Below are 19,249 nucleotides of genomic sequence, written 5' to 3' on the forward strand. Positions count from 1 at the left end.
GCCTCTAATATTTTATTGTTTCAGTCTAGCCTGCCAGTATCTATGTCGCTATGTCCGTATTCCATGATTCAAAATGCCTCAAATCTCTTGCGGAGATTAAAGAAGCTGCATTGACAAAAGTCCTTATCTTGCCAGCACTATACCTTGACTAATTTGCCAGTTTTATTACAATAGATAAAGAATAATTAAAAATTGTAAAGTACCGACAAGCATCCCTGCAATTTTTCCAAAATCTCTGTAAATCTTTGTTTGCTAATTATCAAGAAAGGAATCACCGATTATGTCACAACCACAACCAACAGTTACCCCAAAATTAGAAGAACCTAAGTTTGGCTTTAATGAATACGCCGAACGATTAAATGGTAGAGCCGCCATGATTGGCTTCATTTTAATGGTAGTAATTGAATACTCTACCAACCAAGGTGTACTTTCATGGTTAGGTTTAAAGTAAATTCCTCATTTTAACGGGAAGAATTCAAGTAGGGGCGAAGCATTCAGGCGATAAATTATCCATTTTTGTCAAAGGCTATTTTCCGAATGCTTCGCCCCTACAATAGGTGTTAATTACCGTACTCCTTTTTTCCCTCAAGGAAATTATAATTATTTGTGCTATTATTTGCCTTTGATGTAATTGGCAAATTGTATTCGGAATATTCTGAGTAAATCTATACAAAAACTTAAGTGGAAATAAGTAAGCTGTGATGAATGCTGTATTGCCTCGTTTTTTAAAGTCAGCCTACCGGAAAGAACCTATAATTAGTGCATTACTAACTATTGGTGTCATAGATGCTCTGATTGGTGGATTAGATGATAGTTGGTCATTATTTACCTTTGGATTAGGAACAGCAGGAGTAGCCCTCGCTTTTAAATTATGGCGAATGCAGCAACGTCCGTCTTTACCAGAAGAACCTGTTGTGCAACATTATTTACCGCCTCAATCTTCTACGGCCCCTTTACCTGTACTGAAGGTTTCTAAGAAAAAACCACGTCAGTAGGTATCACCAATGAAATCGTTAAATTTATTTCCAAAACTTAGAAAAAGTATCACTAAGTCCAAAAAACGCAGAAACAATATTCTGGGGTTGATGGTATTTGTTGTTATATTTAGTCAAATTGGGCAAGATTTAAGTATTAAGTCTGTTCAGGCGGCGAATGAAGTTATACCCAACCCCAGAGATCGTAGTAACATTGGAGAACCTCGACTGCTGCATAGTTTTATCGCCCATTCAGGTATTGTCAAATCCCTCATCTTCAGTCCTAATGGAAAAATGTTGATTAGTGGTGGAGGAGAAAACGAGGGTAGAATCAGATTTTGGAATTTCCAAGCTGGTAAAAATATTGGGAATATTGCTAGGGCGCATTCAGCCGCTGTAGAATCTATGGCGATTTCTCCTAATGGTCAAACTTTTATCAGTGCGGGAAGTGAGAACCGAATTAATCTTTGGAATCTGAAAAATTTAGAGTTTAGTCGTTCTTTGCTAGGTCATAGTAGTCAAGTTTTGTCCTTAGCGATAACTCCTGATAGTAAAATTCTGATTAGTGGTGGTTTAGACGGGATTCGTTTGTGGGATTTACAACAACAACGCCCATTAGCAACATTAGTCCGATTTGATAATGTTATTTATACTTTAGCGATTAGTCCTGATGGTCAAACTTTAGCAAGTGGTGATCAAAAAGGTGTGATTAAGCTTTGGAATTTGCGTAGTGGGGAGTTAATTAGTCAGTTAAAGGGACATTCGCAAATAGTTACATCTTTAGCTTTTACTCCTAATGGAGAAAACTTAGTTAGTGGTAGCAGAGATAAGACAATTAGAGTCTGGAATGTCAATGCTGAAGAAGAAATTATGACCCTAACAGGACATAATAATTGGGTAAATGCGATCGCTATTAATCCCAATGGTAAAATTCTGGCTAGTGGGGGTAAAGATGGAATTAAATTATGGGATTTAACTACAGGTGAACTGAAAGCATCACTTCTTAGTTATAGTGATTGGGTGAGTGCGATCGCTTTTAGTCCCGATGGTAAAACTCTCTCCAGTGGAGGATTTGACAGGAAAATTAATATTTGGAAATTTTAACAAAATTAAATTATTGGTGTTAGTGATATTCAGTAGTTTTTATAATTATAGCGATTCCTATTTAAGTGAGTTACACCGAAGAAAGAGTTAACCGCAGATAGAAGATGATGGACGCGGATAAACGCAGATAAATTTGTACTTTAGTAGACTAGGAAACGCTATATTTGGATCATTATATTCTACATTTTTAATTTATAAATTACTCAATTATACTTCATTAAATGCAGGTGGATAAATAGTTTTCCCCTGATATTTATCTTGATAATTTGCAAGAATTTTTAGTTATAATATATCATCTCAATAAATTATACTTGCAAAATGATCAATAATCAACCTATTTGCATTTCTCTATTTACAGGTGCTTATGGTTTAGATTTAGGTTTAGAACAAGCAGGATTTCATACTGTTAGTGTAGTTGAAAAAGACCGTGATGCAGTCAAAACAATTGCTCTTAATAGACCTTATCTCCAAGAAAGTGCTATTCCCAGAGAATTAGAAAAAGTTACTTCTCAAGAATTACTAGAAGAAGGTGGAAGAGTTTTAAATTTAGGTCGTGCTTTGCGTGTTGGTGAAATAGATTTAGTCACGGGTGGTCCTCCTTGTCAGCCATTTAGTACAGCAGGAAAACGTGGTTCAGTTATGGACCCGCGCGGGAGTTTATTTATGGATTTTATCCGCATTGTGAAAGAAGTCCAACCGCGATTTTTTCTAATGGAAAATGTCAGAGGTTTACTTTCTGCTTCTTTGCGTCATCGTCCTATTAATCAAAGAGGAAAAGATTACCCAGCTTTAGAACTTGATGAAATGAATGGTGCAGCTTTGAAAGTCGTTTTAGCAGAAATGAAGGAATTAGGCTATAACGTAGTTTATAACCTTTTAGAAGCCGCAGATTATGGTGTTCCTCAAAATAGATCCCGTGTAGTTTTTATTGGTTCTAGAGATGGTGAAGCTGCTACATTCCCTCTAGCTAAATATAGTAAAGATGCTAAATTTTTACCAAAATGGAGAACTTTAAAAGATGCGTTAACAGATTTTGTAGATATCCAACCAGAATTTATTGCTTATTCAGAAAATCGTCTCAAGTTTTTAAGATTATTAAAAGCAGGACAAAATTGGCGAAATTTACCAGAGGAATTACAAAAAGAAGCTATGGGAGGTGCTTATAATTCTGGTGGGGGAAAAGTTGGGTTTTACAGAAGATTATCTTGGGATAAACCTTCACCAACAATCACAACCAGTCCCCAACAAAAAGCTACAGATATGTGTCACCCTGTAGAACTTCGTCCTTTAACTGTGCGCGAATCTGCCAAAATTCAAACTTTTCCTGATGATTGGATTTTTCATGGTTCAATAAGTTCTAAATACAAACAAATTGGGAATGCAGTTCCGGTATTACTTGCTAAAGAACTTGGTGAATATCTGATTAATTTAATGCAGGGAAATCAACCAAAAGGAAAAGAAATGGGTAAACAACTTTCCCTATTTTCTTGATATGATTTAATGTTCATACATAATGATATTAAATAAAACATAAACATCACCTTTCTGTCTAACTCTGTCTTCTCTGAGTCAGAAAGGGATATATAGTAAATTTACGTATATAATTTTAACTAATACTGAGGGAGTTTAGTAAAAATAAGTAAATTTACTTTTGTTAATTACCTACAAGTATCTATATTATATAAAAGGTTTTTAGCATTCACTAAACTAATTACTTTATCTTCACTACTCTTTTATGCCAGTAATTCTTCCTTTTATACTTCAGACAGTCCTACCTGTCCTTAGTACCATTTTTGCCCTTTTAGTTCCTGTACTGTCTGCTGTTCTAAGTTTTACCATCACTCGTATCCCCAAAATTCCTTCCTATATTCGACTCATTCTCATTTTATATTCAGATATTGATTCATCTGCTAAAGAACGCAAAATGCTGAATGGTGGACTGCTAGTAATTAGCAGTATTTTAACCTTCATGGCATATAATCTTATACCTTGGACAGGTATACCTTTGATTGGTGCTATTACTACTCCTATTGCTGCTTCTCTGTCTATTGTCGTGACATTGGTGCTTTTAGATGGAGTTTTTAACCTTAATAAAGGCTATTACATACACAAACTGCAAGAGAGAAATTTTGCAGGAATTAGCGACATAGAAACCGATATTAATGACTTGAAAACTATTTTTGGTAAGTCATGGCAAAAACTTACAGATACTATTAATAATGCCAGTCAGAAAATATATGAAGAAGGGAACAAACAGGGAATAAACTTTAATGACAAATCTTTTCAAGGCTATGTCAATCATGAATTAGAAGGCTTGAAATTGTACTTCAATAATAAGTCCGTTACTTACTCTCTAGATCCTACTGTTGATTTATTAAAGGACAATAATAGTGATGATTGGACAAAAGAGGCACTTTCCTTTGGGACAAGTGCAACCATAGGAACTGTAGCTGGTGTGGGAGCTTCAACTGCTGCTTCATCAGTATTTGTTCATGCTAGTTTATTGACAACTATACAAGGCATTTTTGGAATGTCCACAGGTGGTATTGTTGTCGGTGCTTTCCAATATTCATTATTTACTGTTGCTGCTCCTGTTGGAGTAGGACTATTAGCAACTGTGGGAATTTATAGCGGTTTGATGAATTGGAAAAATAAAGATGAAGCCGCCAAGATGAGTAAGTTTATATCAGAAATTATGATAGCAGCTTTACCAATGGCTTGGATTGATGGTAAGTTAGCGGAAGAAGAAGAAGATGCTATAGATAGATTAATGACTACCTCTGGTATTAGGAAGCAAGAGCGAGATTTAGTTAGGAAAGCTATAGATAAACGTCAAAAATTTGAGAATATTATCCAAACCAGTATTCTTTTTGATGAAGAACATCGGGATAAAACTTGCCGTCTCAGCAATAACGAGCGATTGAAACATCGTCTCATGTTATCTGTTGCTTGGGAAATTGCTATTGCTGACGGAAAAATTGAGTTTTCGGAATTGAAACTTCACAATCGCATGGCAGATAAGTTAGGTATTTCACGGGAAGAAGTCAAAGAAATTCGTCGGGTAATTAACCTCAAACATCACCAAGAAATTTTAGTATCAGAGGAAATCATAGAAGCAAATGTTGCTAATCAAAAATTATTAATACCTGTCCGAGAAGTATATCTTCTTAAAGCAGCAGAGAATCTTTAATAAATTTCCTCTCACTCTATAAGGGTGAGGCTAAATCAGCCTGAATTTAATTTCTCTGCTGTTATTTATAAGCATCTAAATTATATTGTGAATATCACGAGGTGGTATTTCATCTGCTGTCAAAGTCACAACTTTACCATCTCGCAAAATACTAATAGATTCTCCTAACCTGCGATGTCTTTCGATTGCATTTGCAATAGCAAATTTCACACCAGCATCTATTTTTTGGTAAAGTTCTGTACGATTAATTTGAGCTTCCTTATCTTGCTGTGATTTGATTCCAGATTCTGTGTTCATAAACTATCACTTCCTGATTTATACCTAATTGAGCAACTAATTGAGGTTCATCCCCTGAATTATTATATACTGTCCAAGTATCACACAAAGGTAAATAAAGGTCAATTAGATTTCTGCGTCCTCGTTCATAGCGTCTACGAATGATATCTTCTAGAATATTATGACCTCCACTTGCTACCCGTTTCTTTACCCTAGTTATTGCTAATTCTGGAGTTTCTAACCAAAAGTAGATTAAATTGATTATATAATCCTGGCTTTTACATTTCCTAATAAAACGCGCAAAATTACGAGCAGCTAAAGTTGTTTCAAAAGCAAAGTCAGCTTTATCATTCACCAGAGTTTCTAATCTTTGCAACATTAACCTTCCGGCTTCAATAGCTACAGATTCAGAATTAAAAGGAGAAATACCTGCTGCAATATTATCAGCATTGACATATTCAAATACTTCTAAAACATAAGGGAGAATTTGCAAAGCTACAGTAGTTTTTCCCGAACCGTTTGCACCGCCGATAATGTACACATTAGGCATGATTCTGGTAATATATATTAACTAATTTATTTGTATTTTACCATTGAAATAAATCTCTATTGAAAATAATTCAACAAACTTTATTGAAAAAAGTTACTTCCCAACACATTACGCTATTTTCTTGATAAGATATTACTATTGTATAGTAAAAACTTGTGTATTAATTAATATGAAATCTTGTATTGATGCTCAACAGCTAGAACTATTCCAATTATTGCAACCGACAAATACCATAAAAACCACAACCAAATTTACTTTTATAGACCTATTTTCCGGTATTGGTGGCTTTAGAATTCCTTTAGAAGAACTAGGAGGAATTTGTTTAGGTTATTCAGAAATTGACAAAGAAGCAATCAAGGTTTACAAAAATAACTTTATTCGTGATATCAATGCTGACGAACCATATTTAGGAGATATCACTAATTTAGATAAATTACCTTTTCAAATAGATATAATTGTCGGTGGTGTCCCTTGTCAACCTTGGTCTATAGCAGGTAAATTAAAAGGTTTAAAAGATCCCAGAGGTCAATTATGGAATGATGTTTTTCGAGTAATAAAATCTAATCAACCTAAAGCGTTTATATTTGAGAATGTTAAAGGTTTAACTGAACCGAGAAATAAACTTAGTTTAGAATACATCCTTGATAATTTAACATCATCTGGCTATGTAGTTAAATATCAGGTGCTTAATTCCTACGATTTTGGTTTACCTCAAGATAGAGACAGAATATTTATTGTAGGAATTAGAAATGATATAAATAACAGTTGGGGTTTTACCTTTCCTCAACCTGTAAATAAACATTGGAAATTATATGATGTAATTCCTGATATTCAACGCACAGATTTTTATAAAAAGAAATTTTCTCCAACAGTGTTATTTACAGATGGTAAAATTCCTGGTTCTAGAGGTAGATTTCAAAAATTAGATGAATTAAATGATTTCTTTCTATTTTCAGATGTCAGAGACGGACATACTACTATTCATTCTTGGGATTTAATCGAAACCACTCCAAGAGAAAAGCTAATTTGTCAAACCATATTAAAAAATCGTAGAAGAAAAATTTACGGTGATAAAGACGGAAATCCTTTAAGTATAGAAATTTTACAAGCTTTAATTCCTCAGTTAAATATTGAAGATATCAATGCTTTAATTGAAAAATCAATTTTACGTTTTGTAGAAAATAAAGGTTATGAATTTGTTAATTCTAAAATTTCATCAGGAATTAAGGGAATTTCTAAAATATATTTACCTCATGCTGATGCTATTGGGACTTTAACCGCAACAGGAACGAGAGATTATTTAGCAACTATATCGCTAGAATGTGATGAACCAAAAATATATAAACAGAAGTTTATTCAGGAAATTTATCTTCTTAAAAAATATAGACCATTAACCGCCAAAGATTACGCAATATTACAAGGATTTCCAGCAAATTTCCAAATCGCACATAATGAAAATAAGGCCAAGCATCAATTTGGTAATGCTGTATCTGTCCCTGTAATCTATCATTTGGCTAAATCTTTACTCAAGATTATCTCAAAATGAAATATTAAACTCATCACAGCGATCGCTCAACTCGTACAATAAAAGATAGATTGTTGCGAATTGTATAGTTAGGGATTATAGCTGTTATGGCTGCTGCCGTTTTCATCGAAAATCTAAAAAAAAGCTACGGTAATGTCGTCGCAGTTCAGGATGTCTCCTTTGAAGTCCAAGCTGGAGAAATCTTTGGTTTACTTGGACCCAACGGGGCTGGGAAAACGACCACTCTCCGGGCTTTGTGTACGCTGACAACCCCTGATGCTGGGAAAATTGAAGTTTCGGGCATTTCCGTATTAGATCACCCCAAATTAGCCCGCCAAAAGTTGGGTTATGTCGCCCAGGAAGTAGCTTTAGATAAGGTACTGACTGGCCGGGAGTTATTACAATTACAAGCCGCACTTTATCATCTTCCTGGTGCGCTGATCAAACAGCGGATTAACACTATTTTGGATTTACTGGGTTTACAAGAATACGCAGATAAAAAAACTGGTACTTATTCCGGTGGTTTACGCAAGCGGTTAGATTTGGCTGCGGGTTTACTCCATTCACCGGATGTTTTGGTATTAGATGAACCAACGGTAGGATTGGATATTGAAAGCCGGGTTGTGGTGTGGGATTTCTTGCGTCAATTGCGGGCTGCGGGAACTACCGTGGTCATTACCAGCCATTATTTAGAAGAAGTTGACGCTTTAGCTGATAGAGTGGCAATTATAGATAGAGGTTTGGTTATTGCTAATGGTACACCTTCTCAGTTAAAAGATCAGGTAGGAGGCGATCGCATCACTTTGAGAATCCGCGAATTTTCACCCAGTGAAGAAGCCGAAACTGCAAAAAAACTTTTAGCGGCTTTACCTTTTGTTCAAGAAATTATCATCAATAGCGCCCAAGGTAATTCTTTGAATTTGGTAGTCACTCCCCAAAATGACGCTTTAATCACGATTCAGCAAACATTAAATAATGCAGGTTTACCGATTTTTGGTATCGCCCAATCTCGTCCTAGTTTAGATGATGTTTACCTAGCTGCAACCGGAAAAACTTTAATGGATGCTGAATTAGCCGCTGTCGCTAATCGTGATCCTAAAGCCGAGAAAAAGCAGAATATGAGGTAGACGCAAACACAGTCAGGACTTACGCACAAGTCACGAAAGAACAAACCACGTTCGCGGAGCGTCCCGAAGGGATAGGAACGAAGGACACGAAGAAAAGAGGGTTTCCGAGATATTTTGCGTAAGTCCTAACAGTAATACGGTTTCACTTTAGCCCTCCCCTCTAGAGGGGAGGGTAAGTTTTACGTCAGTAAAGCGGGGGTGGGGTTCTTCTGAATTAATTGGTAATTGAGTCAGTTTGATATTATTGATTAAGTTTTTGTAAATTGGTATTAGAGGATGTTTTAAAAGTTTCTGGCGATTATAAATTGCTACTACACAAACAAAGTCCACACTATGGCTAACGCCACGCTACGCTATCGACAGGCTCAGTGACTAACGAAAAATTGAGAGTTTGAAACCCATGAAGATGGGTTTTGTCTGTGTAGCCGCGACTTCTAGTCGCCAAGGCTTTTGGTGGTAATTTACCGGACATCACTATAATCGTGTAGGAAAATAAATTTGATTGGGGTACTGAAACTTAGTTCTCGCGGATTTTTAAGTAGCGATTATTTTGTGTTATAACCCTGTCAGACAATGAAATCAAGCGAAAAATTACTCTATGGAACCAGATAAGCTGGCGCGATTGAAAGAGTACGGTGAATTTATCCTCCGCAAAATTGACTCAGTACCTCAAAGCCCTTCCCAGGAGGAAGATTGGATTCCGACTAGCCTTGATGATTGTCTGCGACGGCTGCGAGAAGCGGCTGAAAAAACTGTAGAATTGGCAACATCACCGGTAAAAATCGGCGTAATGGGAGAATTTAGCAGTGGTAAAAGTTTACTGTTAGGCAGTCTCATTGGTTATGCAGACGCTTTACCAGTCAGCGAAAATCCTACCACAGGTAATGTTACTGCTATTCATATTAAACCCCAGGATGGTTTTGTAACTACCCAAGTAGACAATTACACTGTAGAATATTTATCTCATGAAGGGGTGAATGAGTGCTTACACTTCATGCTCAGAGAAGCAAACCGTCGCGCTACTGCTGCAAGTGTAACACCTTTACAGGTTGCTAAAATTAGAAGTGGTAAAGATATTAGTACCTGGTGTGAAGAAGTTTGGAAAAGCTCAAATAATTTAGAATTGCGCTATTTGGTCAGGGAGTTAGTGTCATTTTTGCGGGCTTATCAAGCCTATGGTGAGGCTTTATGCGGTCGTTTTTACCCAATTGATGATGTGACTGCCCGCGAAGGTTTACAACTGGCAGAAATGCCTCTAGCAATTCAATCGCTCAAATTTGAGGATTTACCAGCAGCACATATTCGTTTACCGAGTGCGCCCCAAAGATTAGCAATTCAATTATTACAAAACAGTTTTCCTTTAATTCGTCGTGTTGATATTGAAGTCAAAATATCCAGAGAAATTTGGGATGTTACAGGTGCAGAAGAATTTGTCCTGTTAGATTTTCCGGGTTTGGGTGCAGCTAATTCTGGAACTAGAGATACCTTTTTATCATTGCGAGAATTGGCACAGGTACAGACAATTTTAGTTTTGCTAAATGGTAAATCACCAGGGAGCGATCGCGCCAATAAAATTTTCACAATGATGCAGCAACAACGCCCCGGACAAGACCTCAAGGATTTAATTCTGGTGGGTGTGGGACGTTTTGATCAACTACCTTTAGAAAGTGAAGGTGGTGAAAGAGAACTAGATTTATTAATTGCTAATCAATCAGATTCACAACCTTTACAAACAAATACAGTTTTCCAAAAATTGAAAGTTCTCAAAACTATCATTGATGGTGCAGAGGCTTTTACTTCTCAAAAAGACCGGATTGTTTTATTATCACCACTGTTAGGATTATCTGAATTAGCTAAACGTTCCAGTCAAGTTAAAGCCGGTTCAGAGGAATTTCTCGCCAATTTAGATTATCCCGAATATCTAGAAAGATCGAAAAAACTCCAACAGAAATGGGGTGATTTAAGCACAGGTTTATTAGCCGCAGATGGACGCAATCAATTAGGCAGACAATTGGGTTATTTTTCTCAAGATGGAGGGATTAGTAAATTAAGAGAACTGATTCAAACTCATGTTGCTAATCATGGCTTAAAGCAATTGTATGAAGATACCCGTCGGGCTGCTGATGTCATTCGTCAACAACAAGAATATCTCAAAGAAATTATTGCGGAAATTCATGAACAAGGTATACCCACAGCCGATACTCCAGCTTTAATAGAATTGCGATTGGTGATTGAAAGTTTAGATAAAACCTACAGAAATTTCCAGAAAGGTTTAGGAAAAGAACAACTTAAAGATAGAAGAGGAATTGTAGTTAGTGATGTGATTAAAGATGAACTAACTTTGAGAATTTTGAATTGGAGTCAATGGACATTACTTTTTAATAAAGTCCAAAATGGCACAATTACCTTAGCTGAATTTAAAGGTGCAGCGGGGAAATTATTTGATCGAGGAAATAGGGTGAATAATTCCCTACCAACTAAGAGTGATGACTTTTATCCAGCTTTTGAGAAAACCATTAAAGAATTAGAAAGTTTTGCGAGCGATCGCATTCGTCAAGCTGTGGTAGACTTATTAAACTCATTAGCACATCAAATCACCTTAGAACGGGAAAAACTGCAAGCCATTCTTCAGCCAGAAATGGAACAAGAAATTGAAAAAAAATTTGGTTTAGAAGAAGCAGATTTATTTTATAAACTGTTATTAGGATGTGATCCTCGTCAATGGAAAGAAGCCATTATTGCCGAATTAAATAACAATGATCAAAACATCAAACCAGAAAGTATTTTTCCCTTAGCTAGACAAGATGAAAAACACAGTGTTGGGCAAATTTTTGATTGGTCTCCGGAGAGAAATCAAAACCCATCTAGAAATACCAATCATCAACTTTTTGTCTTGAGACTACGAGATGAAATTACCGCTAGTGCCAGTCTTCACTTAGTCCAATATGTGAGTGAAATTAATCAACAGGTAAATATAGAAATCAATGGCATTTTAGATCAAATTATCCCCAGTTTGCAAAACCTTTCTAAACAAGAAGCATTACTCAGATATATTGCGGCTAGAGATTCACAATCTGAATTAGCTATTCCCACCTGGTTAGAAATTTTAGGAGATATTGCCGCAATTAATGAAGCTGAAGCATATACCTATATTTAATTGGTCAGCATTCAGTGATTAACCATCAACTTAAATAAGGAAAATCAAAAATGCCTGTGGAAATTCAAATTCCACCTAGCTTTAAATTAGGTGTGAGAGAAAATGCACAGTTGCATCTACCCTCAATTCAAATTATCTCTATTAATAGCAACATCTCTTACATTTCTCGAATTACCTGTATAGTTAGAGGCACACCAAATGAATTAGCAGCAAAAATTCAAAGAACTTATAGACAATTCAACTCATCTATCCCTAAACAAATATCTAATATTTGTCAACTAGGACAAGATCCCTGTCTATTAGATTCACCTTTAATGACAGTAGTTGATTGTACTTTAAAGGTGATTGTTGAATATTTTGAATCTGATGCTGTGGGACAACCAATTTTATCTATATCTAAACATATATGTGCTGAATGTGATCTTTGGTTTATCCCCAATTTACAAACATCATCAAATCTACCAGTCGCAGTAAATAATACAGCCATGAACCATTCTCAATTTGACCAATATCTTCATAGTTTAAGTCAACAACTTAGTGAAAAACTTAACGAAAAACAAAGAAAAAGATTTCCTGGTTGGTTAGCTTTAGATTTTGGAACTTCTAACTCCACAGTTACACTTTTTGACCCTATTGAAGTACCTATTGCTGAAGTTTTACCCAGAGAACAAGAACTGAGATTAAGAGAACGCATGGCCGAATGGTTAAATTCTCCCCCTGATTTAGCTTTAATTGATGTTAGTGGCAGCGAATGGGAAAAATTCCTTGCTGATATTAGCAAAAACTTAGAAATAGAATCACATCAATTAAGTGAAATTTTTGAAATTGATAACAAAGAACTTTTTTTAGAAGCAATTCGCCAAATTGAATTATGTTTAGGAACAAGTGATAGATTTCGACGGGCTGTTAGCAAAAAACTTTATTCCATTTATCATGAAGTTTTTCGTGTTCCCACATTAGAATCACAAAATTTAATTCCCGTAGTTTTAGATATTGATCGGCGAAATACCGAAATTCCCAGTGAAATGGAAATATCAGAATTAATTCCCTTAAAACTGCGAATGGGGAGAGACGCAAGAGATAATCGCAAAAAAGCGATAGCCCAAGGATCAAGTATTTCCGTCAAAGAAATTATTAGCAGATTTCACCATTCACCCAAACGCTATTTTGGACAAGATCGATCTTTTCCCGTTATCTTAGAAGAAGATGAAGAAAATATTCAAGTTAATCGCCTAATTCAAGCAGCTTGGGCGCAATTAATCGAACTAACAGAAGACTATCGCCAACGGGCTAGACGCAGATTTTCGGAAGGCGATTTTTTAACAGCAGTTGTTACCTATCCCGCCGTTGCCCCTCCAGTAGTTCGCAAAGAAATTAAGCAATTGGTACAGGAATTAGGCATTGATGATGTGCAAACAGCCTATGACGAAGCCGTTTCTGTGGCTATATTTTTCCTCTGGCGAGAATTTGGCGGTAATCTCAATATTGGCATTGAATCTTTTAAAACTCGCTGTCGTCAAAATGGCAATAAATGGTCACAAAATGTCCTCGTTTTAGATATTGGTGGCGGAACAACAGACTTAGCTTTAATTGAACTTACTCTCGAAGATAAAACCCCATTCTTTGCAGATAATGAAGATAGAGGCTTAGGAGGACGTTACTATAAACTTACTCCTAAACTATTAGGTTCTTCTGGACATTTACAATTAGGTGGTGAGTTAATTACTTTACGAATATTCCGCCTCTTAAAAGTTGCTATTTCCGATTTTCTTCTCACCGCAGTGACTACAGGTGATATCGAAAGCGACAAATTAGAAGACTTAATTAACTCTGAATTAAATGAACGTTTTTTAGAAGATGGAAAATTTAAAACTGGCAGTTTGTTAAAATGTATAGATAAAGAAAATCCCGAAGGTGATGTAGCCTTTAAAGATGCCCTAGATACAGCCGAAAAAGTATTACCAACTCGCTGGCAACAAGCACCACAACGCCTGCAAACCTTTTACACATTGTGGGATCATGCCGAAACCGCTAAACTCAAATTAGGACAAAAACCACCCACAGAGGGTTCTTTATTAACCTTCACTTTAAATGAACAGCAAATTGGTGAACTTCTCGCCCAAAGTTCAGTTAAATTTCAAGTTAGAAGCCCTGAATCTATTTCTCTAACCTTAGACAATCAGCAATTTGAACGATCTGCTATGTCGTCCATTAAGGAAGCTATTGGTATTGCTAAAGGTTTAATGGAAAGCCGTCTAAATTCTGAAACTAATCAAAAAGTAGATTGGTTAATTCTCTCTGGTAAAACTTGTAATCTTGATCTAGTTCAACAACAAATTTACGAAGAATTTAGTCAATCACCATATTTTGTTTGGAATCCAGAACGGATTACCTTTGTTTTAGAATTTACAAAAATTGCCACCTCCGCAGGTGCTTGCTATGCCGAAAAACTGCGTCGCTTTCGATTTGATCCGGAAGAATCCAAAAATCTGTTGCGGAAAGGTGCAAATCAATTAGAAATTGATGTTAAAAACCTATTTTATTATCTTCCTTGTAACTTCAAACGCAAAACCCAAAGTAACGAACCATTACCCATATTTAGTGCAGGACAAGAACTATATCAACTTGCACCTTGGGACACTGTTGCGAAAGTGCGGACACCTTGGCAGGGTATACAATTAACTAATATTATCCATCGTCAAGATTATGAAAATGGAACTTTTCGCTTGTGGGGGAGTTTTGATGGTAAGATATTGATGGATAAATTAGGCATGGAAGAACAGGACTTTCTCAAAAAAATCAAAGTCCAATTTGAGATTGATCAAGCTTTACAATTTAGTGTTTTACTATGTCGAGGTAATCCTCACTATTTAATAGATGTAGCGGGAATTAATATCAATTCTGTTATATCTAAGTCTGCTGAAAATACCCTATTTGCTGATGGTAATTTAAAATGGAATATTGCCATTGAGAATCTACCGCATAACTTAAATGATGGTGATATAGCCGTCAATGTTTTAGAGTCAGCAACTGTTGATCAACCTCATGCTTATCATTTAGTATTTGCAGTTGATAATAATGATAGTAAATTGATGGAAACATTTCATTATTTACAAGATGGTGTTAATCAACCAGGAACAGGATTAATTAGTAAACCCTTACCACCATTCCCCCAAAGTGGTCAACATACCTTCTATATTTATCAAACTGATAATGAAACCAATACTAAAAAATGGATACGTATTGGTACACTCAGTAAACCAGACATTATTACAGATTACCCTTGTCAATATCATATAACTCTTGATAACAAAGGTATATTAAGAATGCACGCTGGTGCAGTTCCTTATTGGACATCTAATAATCAAGAATGTCTCCAAAAAGAAGGATGTGTTTATCGGGCAGAATTAGAATTACAACCTAATGAAGTTGATAAAGAACGTGATCCTTTTTGTGGGATTCATTAAGTCCAAAATCCCCACTTTTTTCAAGAAGTCGGGGATCTACAATCTTCTATTTTCATCCTCACAAAACCATGCAACATTTATATAAACTACTAAATACAGAAAACTCAGAATTAGCCAAAATCTTACGGTTTAATTTATATGGATTAACCGCAACTTTAACAAAAGCCCATCAAGAATACCCCTTAGATCCTGGAATTGGGATATGCGAAGAACTACTCCAAGAACTTGATCATCTTTTACAACCTAAGCCAGTTATAGTAGAAAAACCTCAGTTAACAAATGAATTAAAATTATTGAAATTAAAAGAGGCTTTTAATTACGATCCTGAATTAAATTACTATTTGGGTAATTCTCATATCCACAGCCAAACTGATGCCGAAATCTGGAGTGAAATTCATAGAAAATTATTGCGTGTTCCTGAAGATTTAGCCACATCTTGGCGACAAATGGCTTTAAAATTGGCAGAAGAATTAGGTGCAGTTGCAGATCATAAACATATTTATGAATTACCATTTGTGCGTGATGAAATTATTTATCCAGGCTTGAGTGGTACAGTTAAAGCCAAAGGACTATGTTTATCTCAAAAAGCCCTGGCAAATTCAGGAATTGCTCAAACTCATTTATCTGAGAATCTTCATTTAATAGCCGGATTTTTACTTTTATATATTAAATTTATTGAGATAGAACCAGATTTACATCATGCTTTGAAAAGTGTTTTTAGCTTTGATGTAATTTCCTTATATTCCAAATCGGAACAACGTAATCAATATATTGACGCATTAAGCGATCGCTTTCACCGCACTCAAAAATCCGATCAACATACTGATACAGTCCTAAACTTATGTGCTTGGATTGACATGGATGAAGCCATTCATTCCTTAGTATTTATCCCTCCCGCTGAACGTTATTCTTGGTGGGGAAAATTACAAAAAGAATCCCGTCGTCTTCTCAGAAAAGCTGCTGACAAAGCGATAAAAGCAGGTAATGAAGTCCGGCTTAAGCAATTATCAGGACTGTATGCTGATGTTTGTGAATTTTCTAAAGATGACTTGCAATTAGACTGTGGTGGTAATCCTGGTGAGGTATTAACTTGTTTACGAGTATATGCCCGAATTAATCAGCAAGAGTATCCAGGAAGAGTCATATTTCGGACTTTAAGGTAAAATGAGAATAATTTTTACCAAAAATGCAACTTTGTTGTGAATTGTTAGATTTTTTACAAATTTTGCTGGCATTTGCTAATCTAGAATACAGGCATCAAATGTTTTATCTAGTTTTTAAGGGTTAGCAATGTCTAAAAAGCAAAAAGATATACAACTATCTCTATTTGGTGACGAACGAGAATATTTCAATCGCAAAAGAACATGGACTGCGGCTAAACATCGGATTATGTTAAGGTATATACAAGCTTTCTGTTATAACTTAGGTGGTAGCAAACCCTTCCAATCAAAGTATCTTAACTATGTTGATGGTTTTGCAGGAAAAGGTAAATATGATGAAGGAATTGGTATTGAGAATTTTGTAGATAAATCAGATTTTTGGAAAAGATATAAAACTGATTTTTTAGATACTGATGGTTCACCTTTGATAGCTCTTAAATTAGCCAAAATATTTGAACTTGAAGAGCGCGTTACATTAAGATGCTTTTTTACAGAGAAAAACAAAAAAAGAAACCAAGAACTCAATATTAACTGTAATTTAATAGGGGAAGGATTATCTTACAAAATTTATGAACCTCAAAAATTTGATAAAGTATTACCTCAAATCATGAGTGAATTAGACAACTATCCAACATTATTTTTTTTAGATACTTTTGGTGTTCAAGGAGTAACTTTTGAAGAAATATGTTCTATAGCTGATTATGTTAGTAAGTATAAAGGGGAATTATTCTTCCTATTTCATAATATCGCAGTTGCTCGCAGTGGAGGCAGATATAAAACAAGTTATAAAGATTCCAAGGAAGAGAAAATTACGGAAACATATACACAGCATCTAACTAAACTTTTAGGTGATAAATCAGATTTAGAATGGAAAGAAAAAATGCTTGAATACCAACAAGAAGAGCAAAAAGGGCAAAAATTTGAAAGATGGGTGCTTGAATACTTCAAAGATAGACTGCAAAAAAATAGTAGTTTTAATGGAGTAGCTAGTTTTGAAATCAAAGAAGAGTATAATGATACTCGACCACAGTATCATATTGTAGTTGGCAGTAACCATCCTCAAAAGGCTTTTGGTTTCTTTTTAAATGATTTTGTGTATCAGGAAAATAAATTGCTCTTCCATCAAGATGATAAAACTGGTCAATATCATAAATTTATGGACGATGAATGGGAAGGTCAAAATAATGAACGTATTTCCACAATCAAACCTCAAATAATTGATATTTTACGCATTAAAAATCAAGATTGGATGACTTTAGACAATGCTATAACTATGGTTATTCTTGAAATTGGCAACCTTGGTTACTTAAATAGGAAAAAATATAGAGAAATATTTCTAAATTTGTATGAAGAAAAAATCATAGAAGCTAGAGAATTAGGTGCAAGTGGTAAATTAACTTTGGAAAATTGCATTAGAGTAGTAAAATAATACTAATATAATAAACCTAAGTTTTTTATTGAGTAAAATTATATGTCAGTATCTTCAACAATAGAATGGACTGAAGCTACATGGAATCCTACAACTGGCTGTCATAAAATTAGCCCTGGTTGTCAGAACTGTTACGCAGAACGTTTTGCAGAAAGGTGGCGTGGTATTCCTGGTCATCCTTATGAACAAGGTTTTGATGTAAAATCTTGGGATGAAAGAATAAAAATGCCTCTTTCATGGAAAAAACCTCGTATAATATTTGTGAATTCCATGAGTGATTTATTCCTTGATGAAATTACCGAAGAATTTATTATTAAGGTTTTTAATGTTATGGAAGAAGCACATTGGCATCAATTCCAACTATTAACTAAGCGTCCAGAAAGGATGTTAGAAATATCTAAAATACTCAAGAAATGGCCTCCTAATGTTTGGGCTGGAGTCAGTGTAGAATCACAAGCTTGGACATGGAGAAGCGAAATTTTAAAAGAAGTTCCTGCAAAAATTAGATTTTTATCTTGTGAACCCCTTTTAGGTTCTTTAAAACTTTCTTTGGATAATTTACATTGGGTGATTGTTGGTGGAGAATCTGGTATAGGCGCTCGACCTATGAATATTGAGTGGGTACGGGATATTAGAGAACAATGTATTGAAGCTAATGTGCCATTTTTCTTTAAACAATGGGGAGGAGTTCAAAAGAAAAAATTTGGTAGAGAACTCGATGGAAGAACATGGGATGAATTTCCAATATTAGCAGATAGTAAAAATAGTAAAAATAAAGTGTCAGCATTAGCTACCAAATAAGAATTATCAAAATTCTATTTCTTTACTTATTCACGACTATAAAAAACAGTGGTTAAATAACGTAATCAATATATTGACGCATTAAGCGATCGCTTTCACCGCACTCAAAAATCCGATCAAAATACTGATACAGTCCTCAACTTATGTGCTTGGATTGACATGGATGAAGCCATTCATTCCTTAGTATTTATTCCTCCTGCTGAACGTTATTCTTGGTGGGGAAAATTACAAAAAGAATCCCGTCGTCTTCTCAGAAAAGCTGCTGACAAAGCGATAAAAGCAGGTAATGAAGTCCGACTTAAGCAATTATCAGGACTGTATGCTGATGTCTGTGAATTTTCTAAAGATGACTTGCAATTAGACTGTGGTGGTAATCCTGGTGAAGTATTAACTTGTTTACGAGTATATGCCCGCATTAATCAGCAAGAGTATCCAGGAAGAGTTATATTTCGGACTTTAAGGTAACTACAGGATATTTTTTGTTTTCTT

14 protein-coding genes and 1 pseudogene are annotated in these 19,249 nt (G+C 35.3%); 13 read left to right on the forward strand and 2 right to left on the reverse strand.

Translation table 11 applies throughout. The features are described 5' to 3' along the window. Window positions 1-280 precede the first annotated feature (280 nt). From FJR38_RS19300 to FJR38_RS19320, 5 genes are all read left to right on the forward strand, one after another. Entirely contained in the window at window positions 281-451 is a 171-nt protein-coding gene (locus FJR38_RS19300; protein ID WP_168538823.1) for a chlorophyll a/b-binding protein, read from the forward strand. Between the two features lie 250 nt (window positions 452-701). Beyond that, entirely contained in the window at window positions 702-995 is a 294-nt protein-coding gene (locus tag FJR38_RS19305; RefSeq protein WP_168490846.1) for a hypothetical protein, read from the forward strand. Between the two features lie 90 nt (window positions 996-1,085). Continuing rightward, window positions 1,086-2,078 (forward strand): WD40 repeat domain-containing protein, encoded by a 993-nt coding sequence (locus FJR38_RS19310; RefSeq protein WP_168538983.1) that lies wholly within the window; start codon window positions 1,086-1,088, stop codon window positions 2,076-2,078. Between the two features lie 318 nt (window positions 2,079-2,396). Beyond that, window positions 2,397-3,569, forward strand: coding sequence for a DNA cytosine methyltransferase (locus FJR38_RS19315; RefSeq protein WP_168538825.1), 1,173 nt, complete (start codon window positions 2,397-2,399; stop codon window positions 3,567-3,569). Between the two features lie 244 nt (window positions 3,570-3,813). Continuing rightward, window positions 3,814-5,268, forward strand: coding sequence for a TerB family tellurite resistance protein (locus FJR38_RS19320; protein WP_168538827.1), 1,455 nt, complete (start codon window positions 3,814-3,816; stop codon window positions 5,266-5,268). 75 nt (window positions 5,269-5,343) lie between these two features. Here FJR38_RS19320 and FJR38_RS19325 read toward each other — a convergent pair whose 3' ends face one another. Together FJR38_RS19325 and FJR38_RS19330 are read right to left on the reverse strand one after the other, a co-directional pair. Next, window positions 5,344-5,565 carry a hypothetical protein gene (locus FJR38_RS19325; protein ID WP_168538829.1) on the reverse strand — a complete coding sequence of 74 codons (222 nt, stop codon included), beginning with the start codon at window positions 5,563-5,565 and terminating at the stop codon, window positions 5,344-5,346. Continuing rightward, entirely contained in the window at window positions 5,528-6,094 is a 567-nt protein-coding gene (locus tag FJR38_RS19330) for a zeta toxin family protein (RefSeq protein ID WP_168538831.1), read from the reverse strand. Before FJR38_RS19330 ends, FJR38_RS19325 begins: the two co-directional genes overlap by 38 nt. A gap of 169 nt (window positions 6,095-6,263) precedes the next feature. Between FJR38_RS19330 and FJR38_RS19335 the strand changes: the two genes are divergently transcribed. From FJR38_RS19335 to FJR38_RS19370, 8 genes and pseudogenes are all read left to right on the forward strand, one after another. Continuing rightward, window positions 6,264-7,640 carry a DNA cytosine methyltransferase gene (locus tag FJR38_RS19335; protein ID WP_168538833.1) on the forward strand — a complete coding sequence of 459 codons (1,377 nt, stop codon included), beginning with the start codon at window positions 6,264-6,266 and terminating at the stop codon, window positions 7,638-7,640. 86 nt (window positions 7,641-7,726) lie between these two features. Continuing rightward, complete coding sequence (locus FJR38_RS19340) at window positions 7,727-8,746, forward strand: ABC transporter ATP-binding protein (RefSeq protein ID WP_168538835.1); 1,020 nt, start codon at window positions 7,727-7,729, stop codon at window positions 8,744-8,746. Between the two features lie 598 nt (window positions 8,747-9,344). After that, on the forward strand, window positions 9,345-11,903 hold the full coding sequence (locus tag FJR38_RS19345; protein ID WP_168538837.1) for a dynamin family protein: 2,559 nt from the start codon (window positions 9,345-9,347) through the stop codon (window positions 11,901-11,903). 50 nt (window positions 11,904-11,953) lie between these two features. Continuing rightward, window positions 11,954-15,370 carry a virulence factor SrfB gene (locus FJR38_RS19350; protein WP_168538839.1) on the forward strand — a complete coding sequence of 1,139 codons (3,417 nt, stop codon included), beginning with the start codon at window positions 11,954-11,956 and terminating at the stop codon, window positions 15,368-15,370. 68 nt (window positions 15,371-15,438) lie between these two features. Beyond that, on the forward strand, window positions 15,439-16,533 hold the full coding sequence (locus tag FJR38_RS19355) for a hypothetical protein (RefSeq protein WP_168538841.1): 1,095 nt from the start codon (window positions 15,439-15,441) through the stop codon (window positions 16,531-16,533). Window positions 16,534-16,660: 127 nt separating this feature from the next. Continuing rightward, window positions 16,661-17,959, forward strand: a complete 1,299-nt coding sequence (gene tcmP / locus FJR38_RS19360; protein WP_168538843.1) for a three-Cys-motif partner protein TcmP — start codon at window positions 16,661-16,663, stop codon at window positions 17,957-17,959. Window positions 17,960-18,001: 42 nt separating this feature from the next. Beyond that, window positions 18,002-18,760, forward strand: coding sequence for a DUF5131 family protein (locus FJR38_RS19365; RefSeq protein ID WP_168538845.1), 759 nt, complete (start codon window positions 18,002-18,004; stop codon window positions 18,758-18,760). A 60-nt stretch (window positions 18,761-18,820) separates the two neighbouring features. Further along, window positions 18,821-19,225: pseudogene (locus tag FJR38_RS19370) on the forward strand (hypothetical protein); the annotation flags it as partial. Window positions 19,226-19,249: the final 24 nt, after the last annotated feature.

Source organism: Anabaena sp. UHCC 0253, assembly GCF_009712085.1.
Lineage (GTDB): Bacteria > Cyanobacteriota > Cyanobacteriia > Cyanobacteriales > Nostocaceae > Dolichospermum.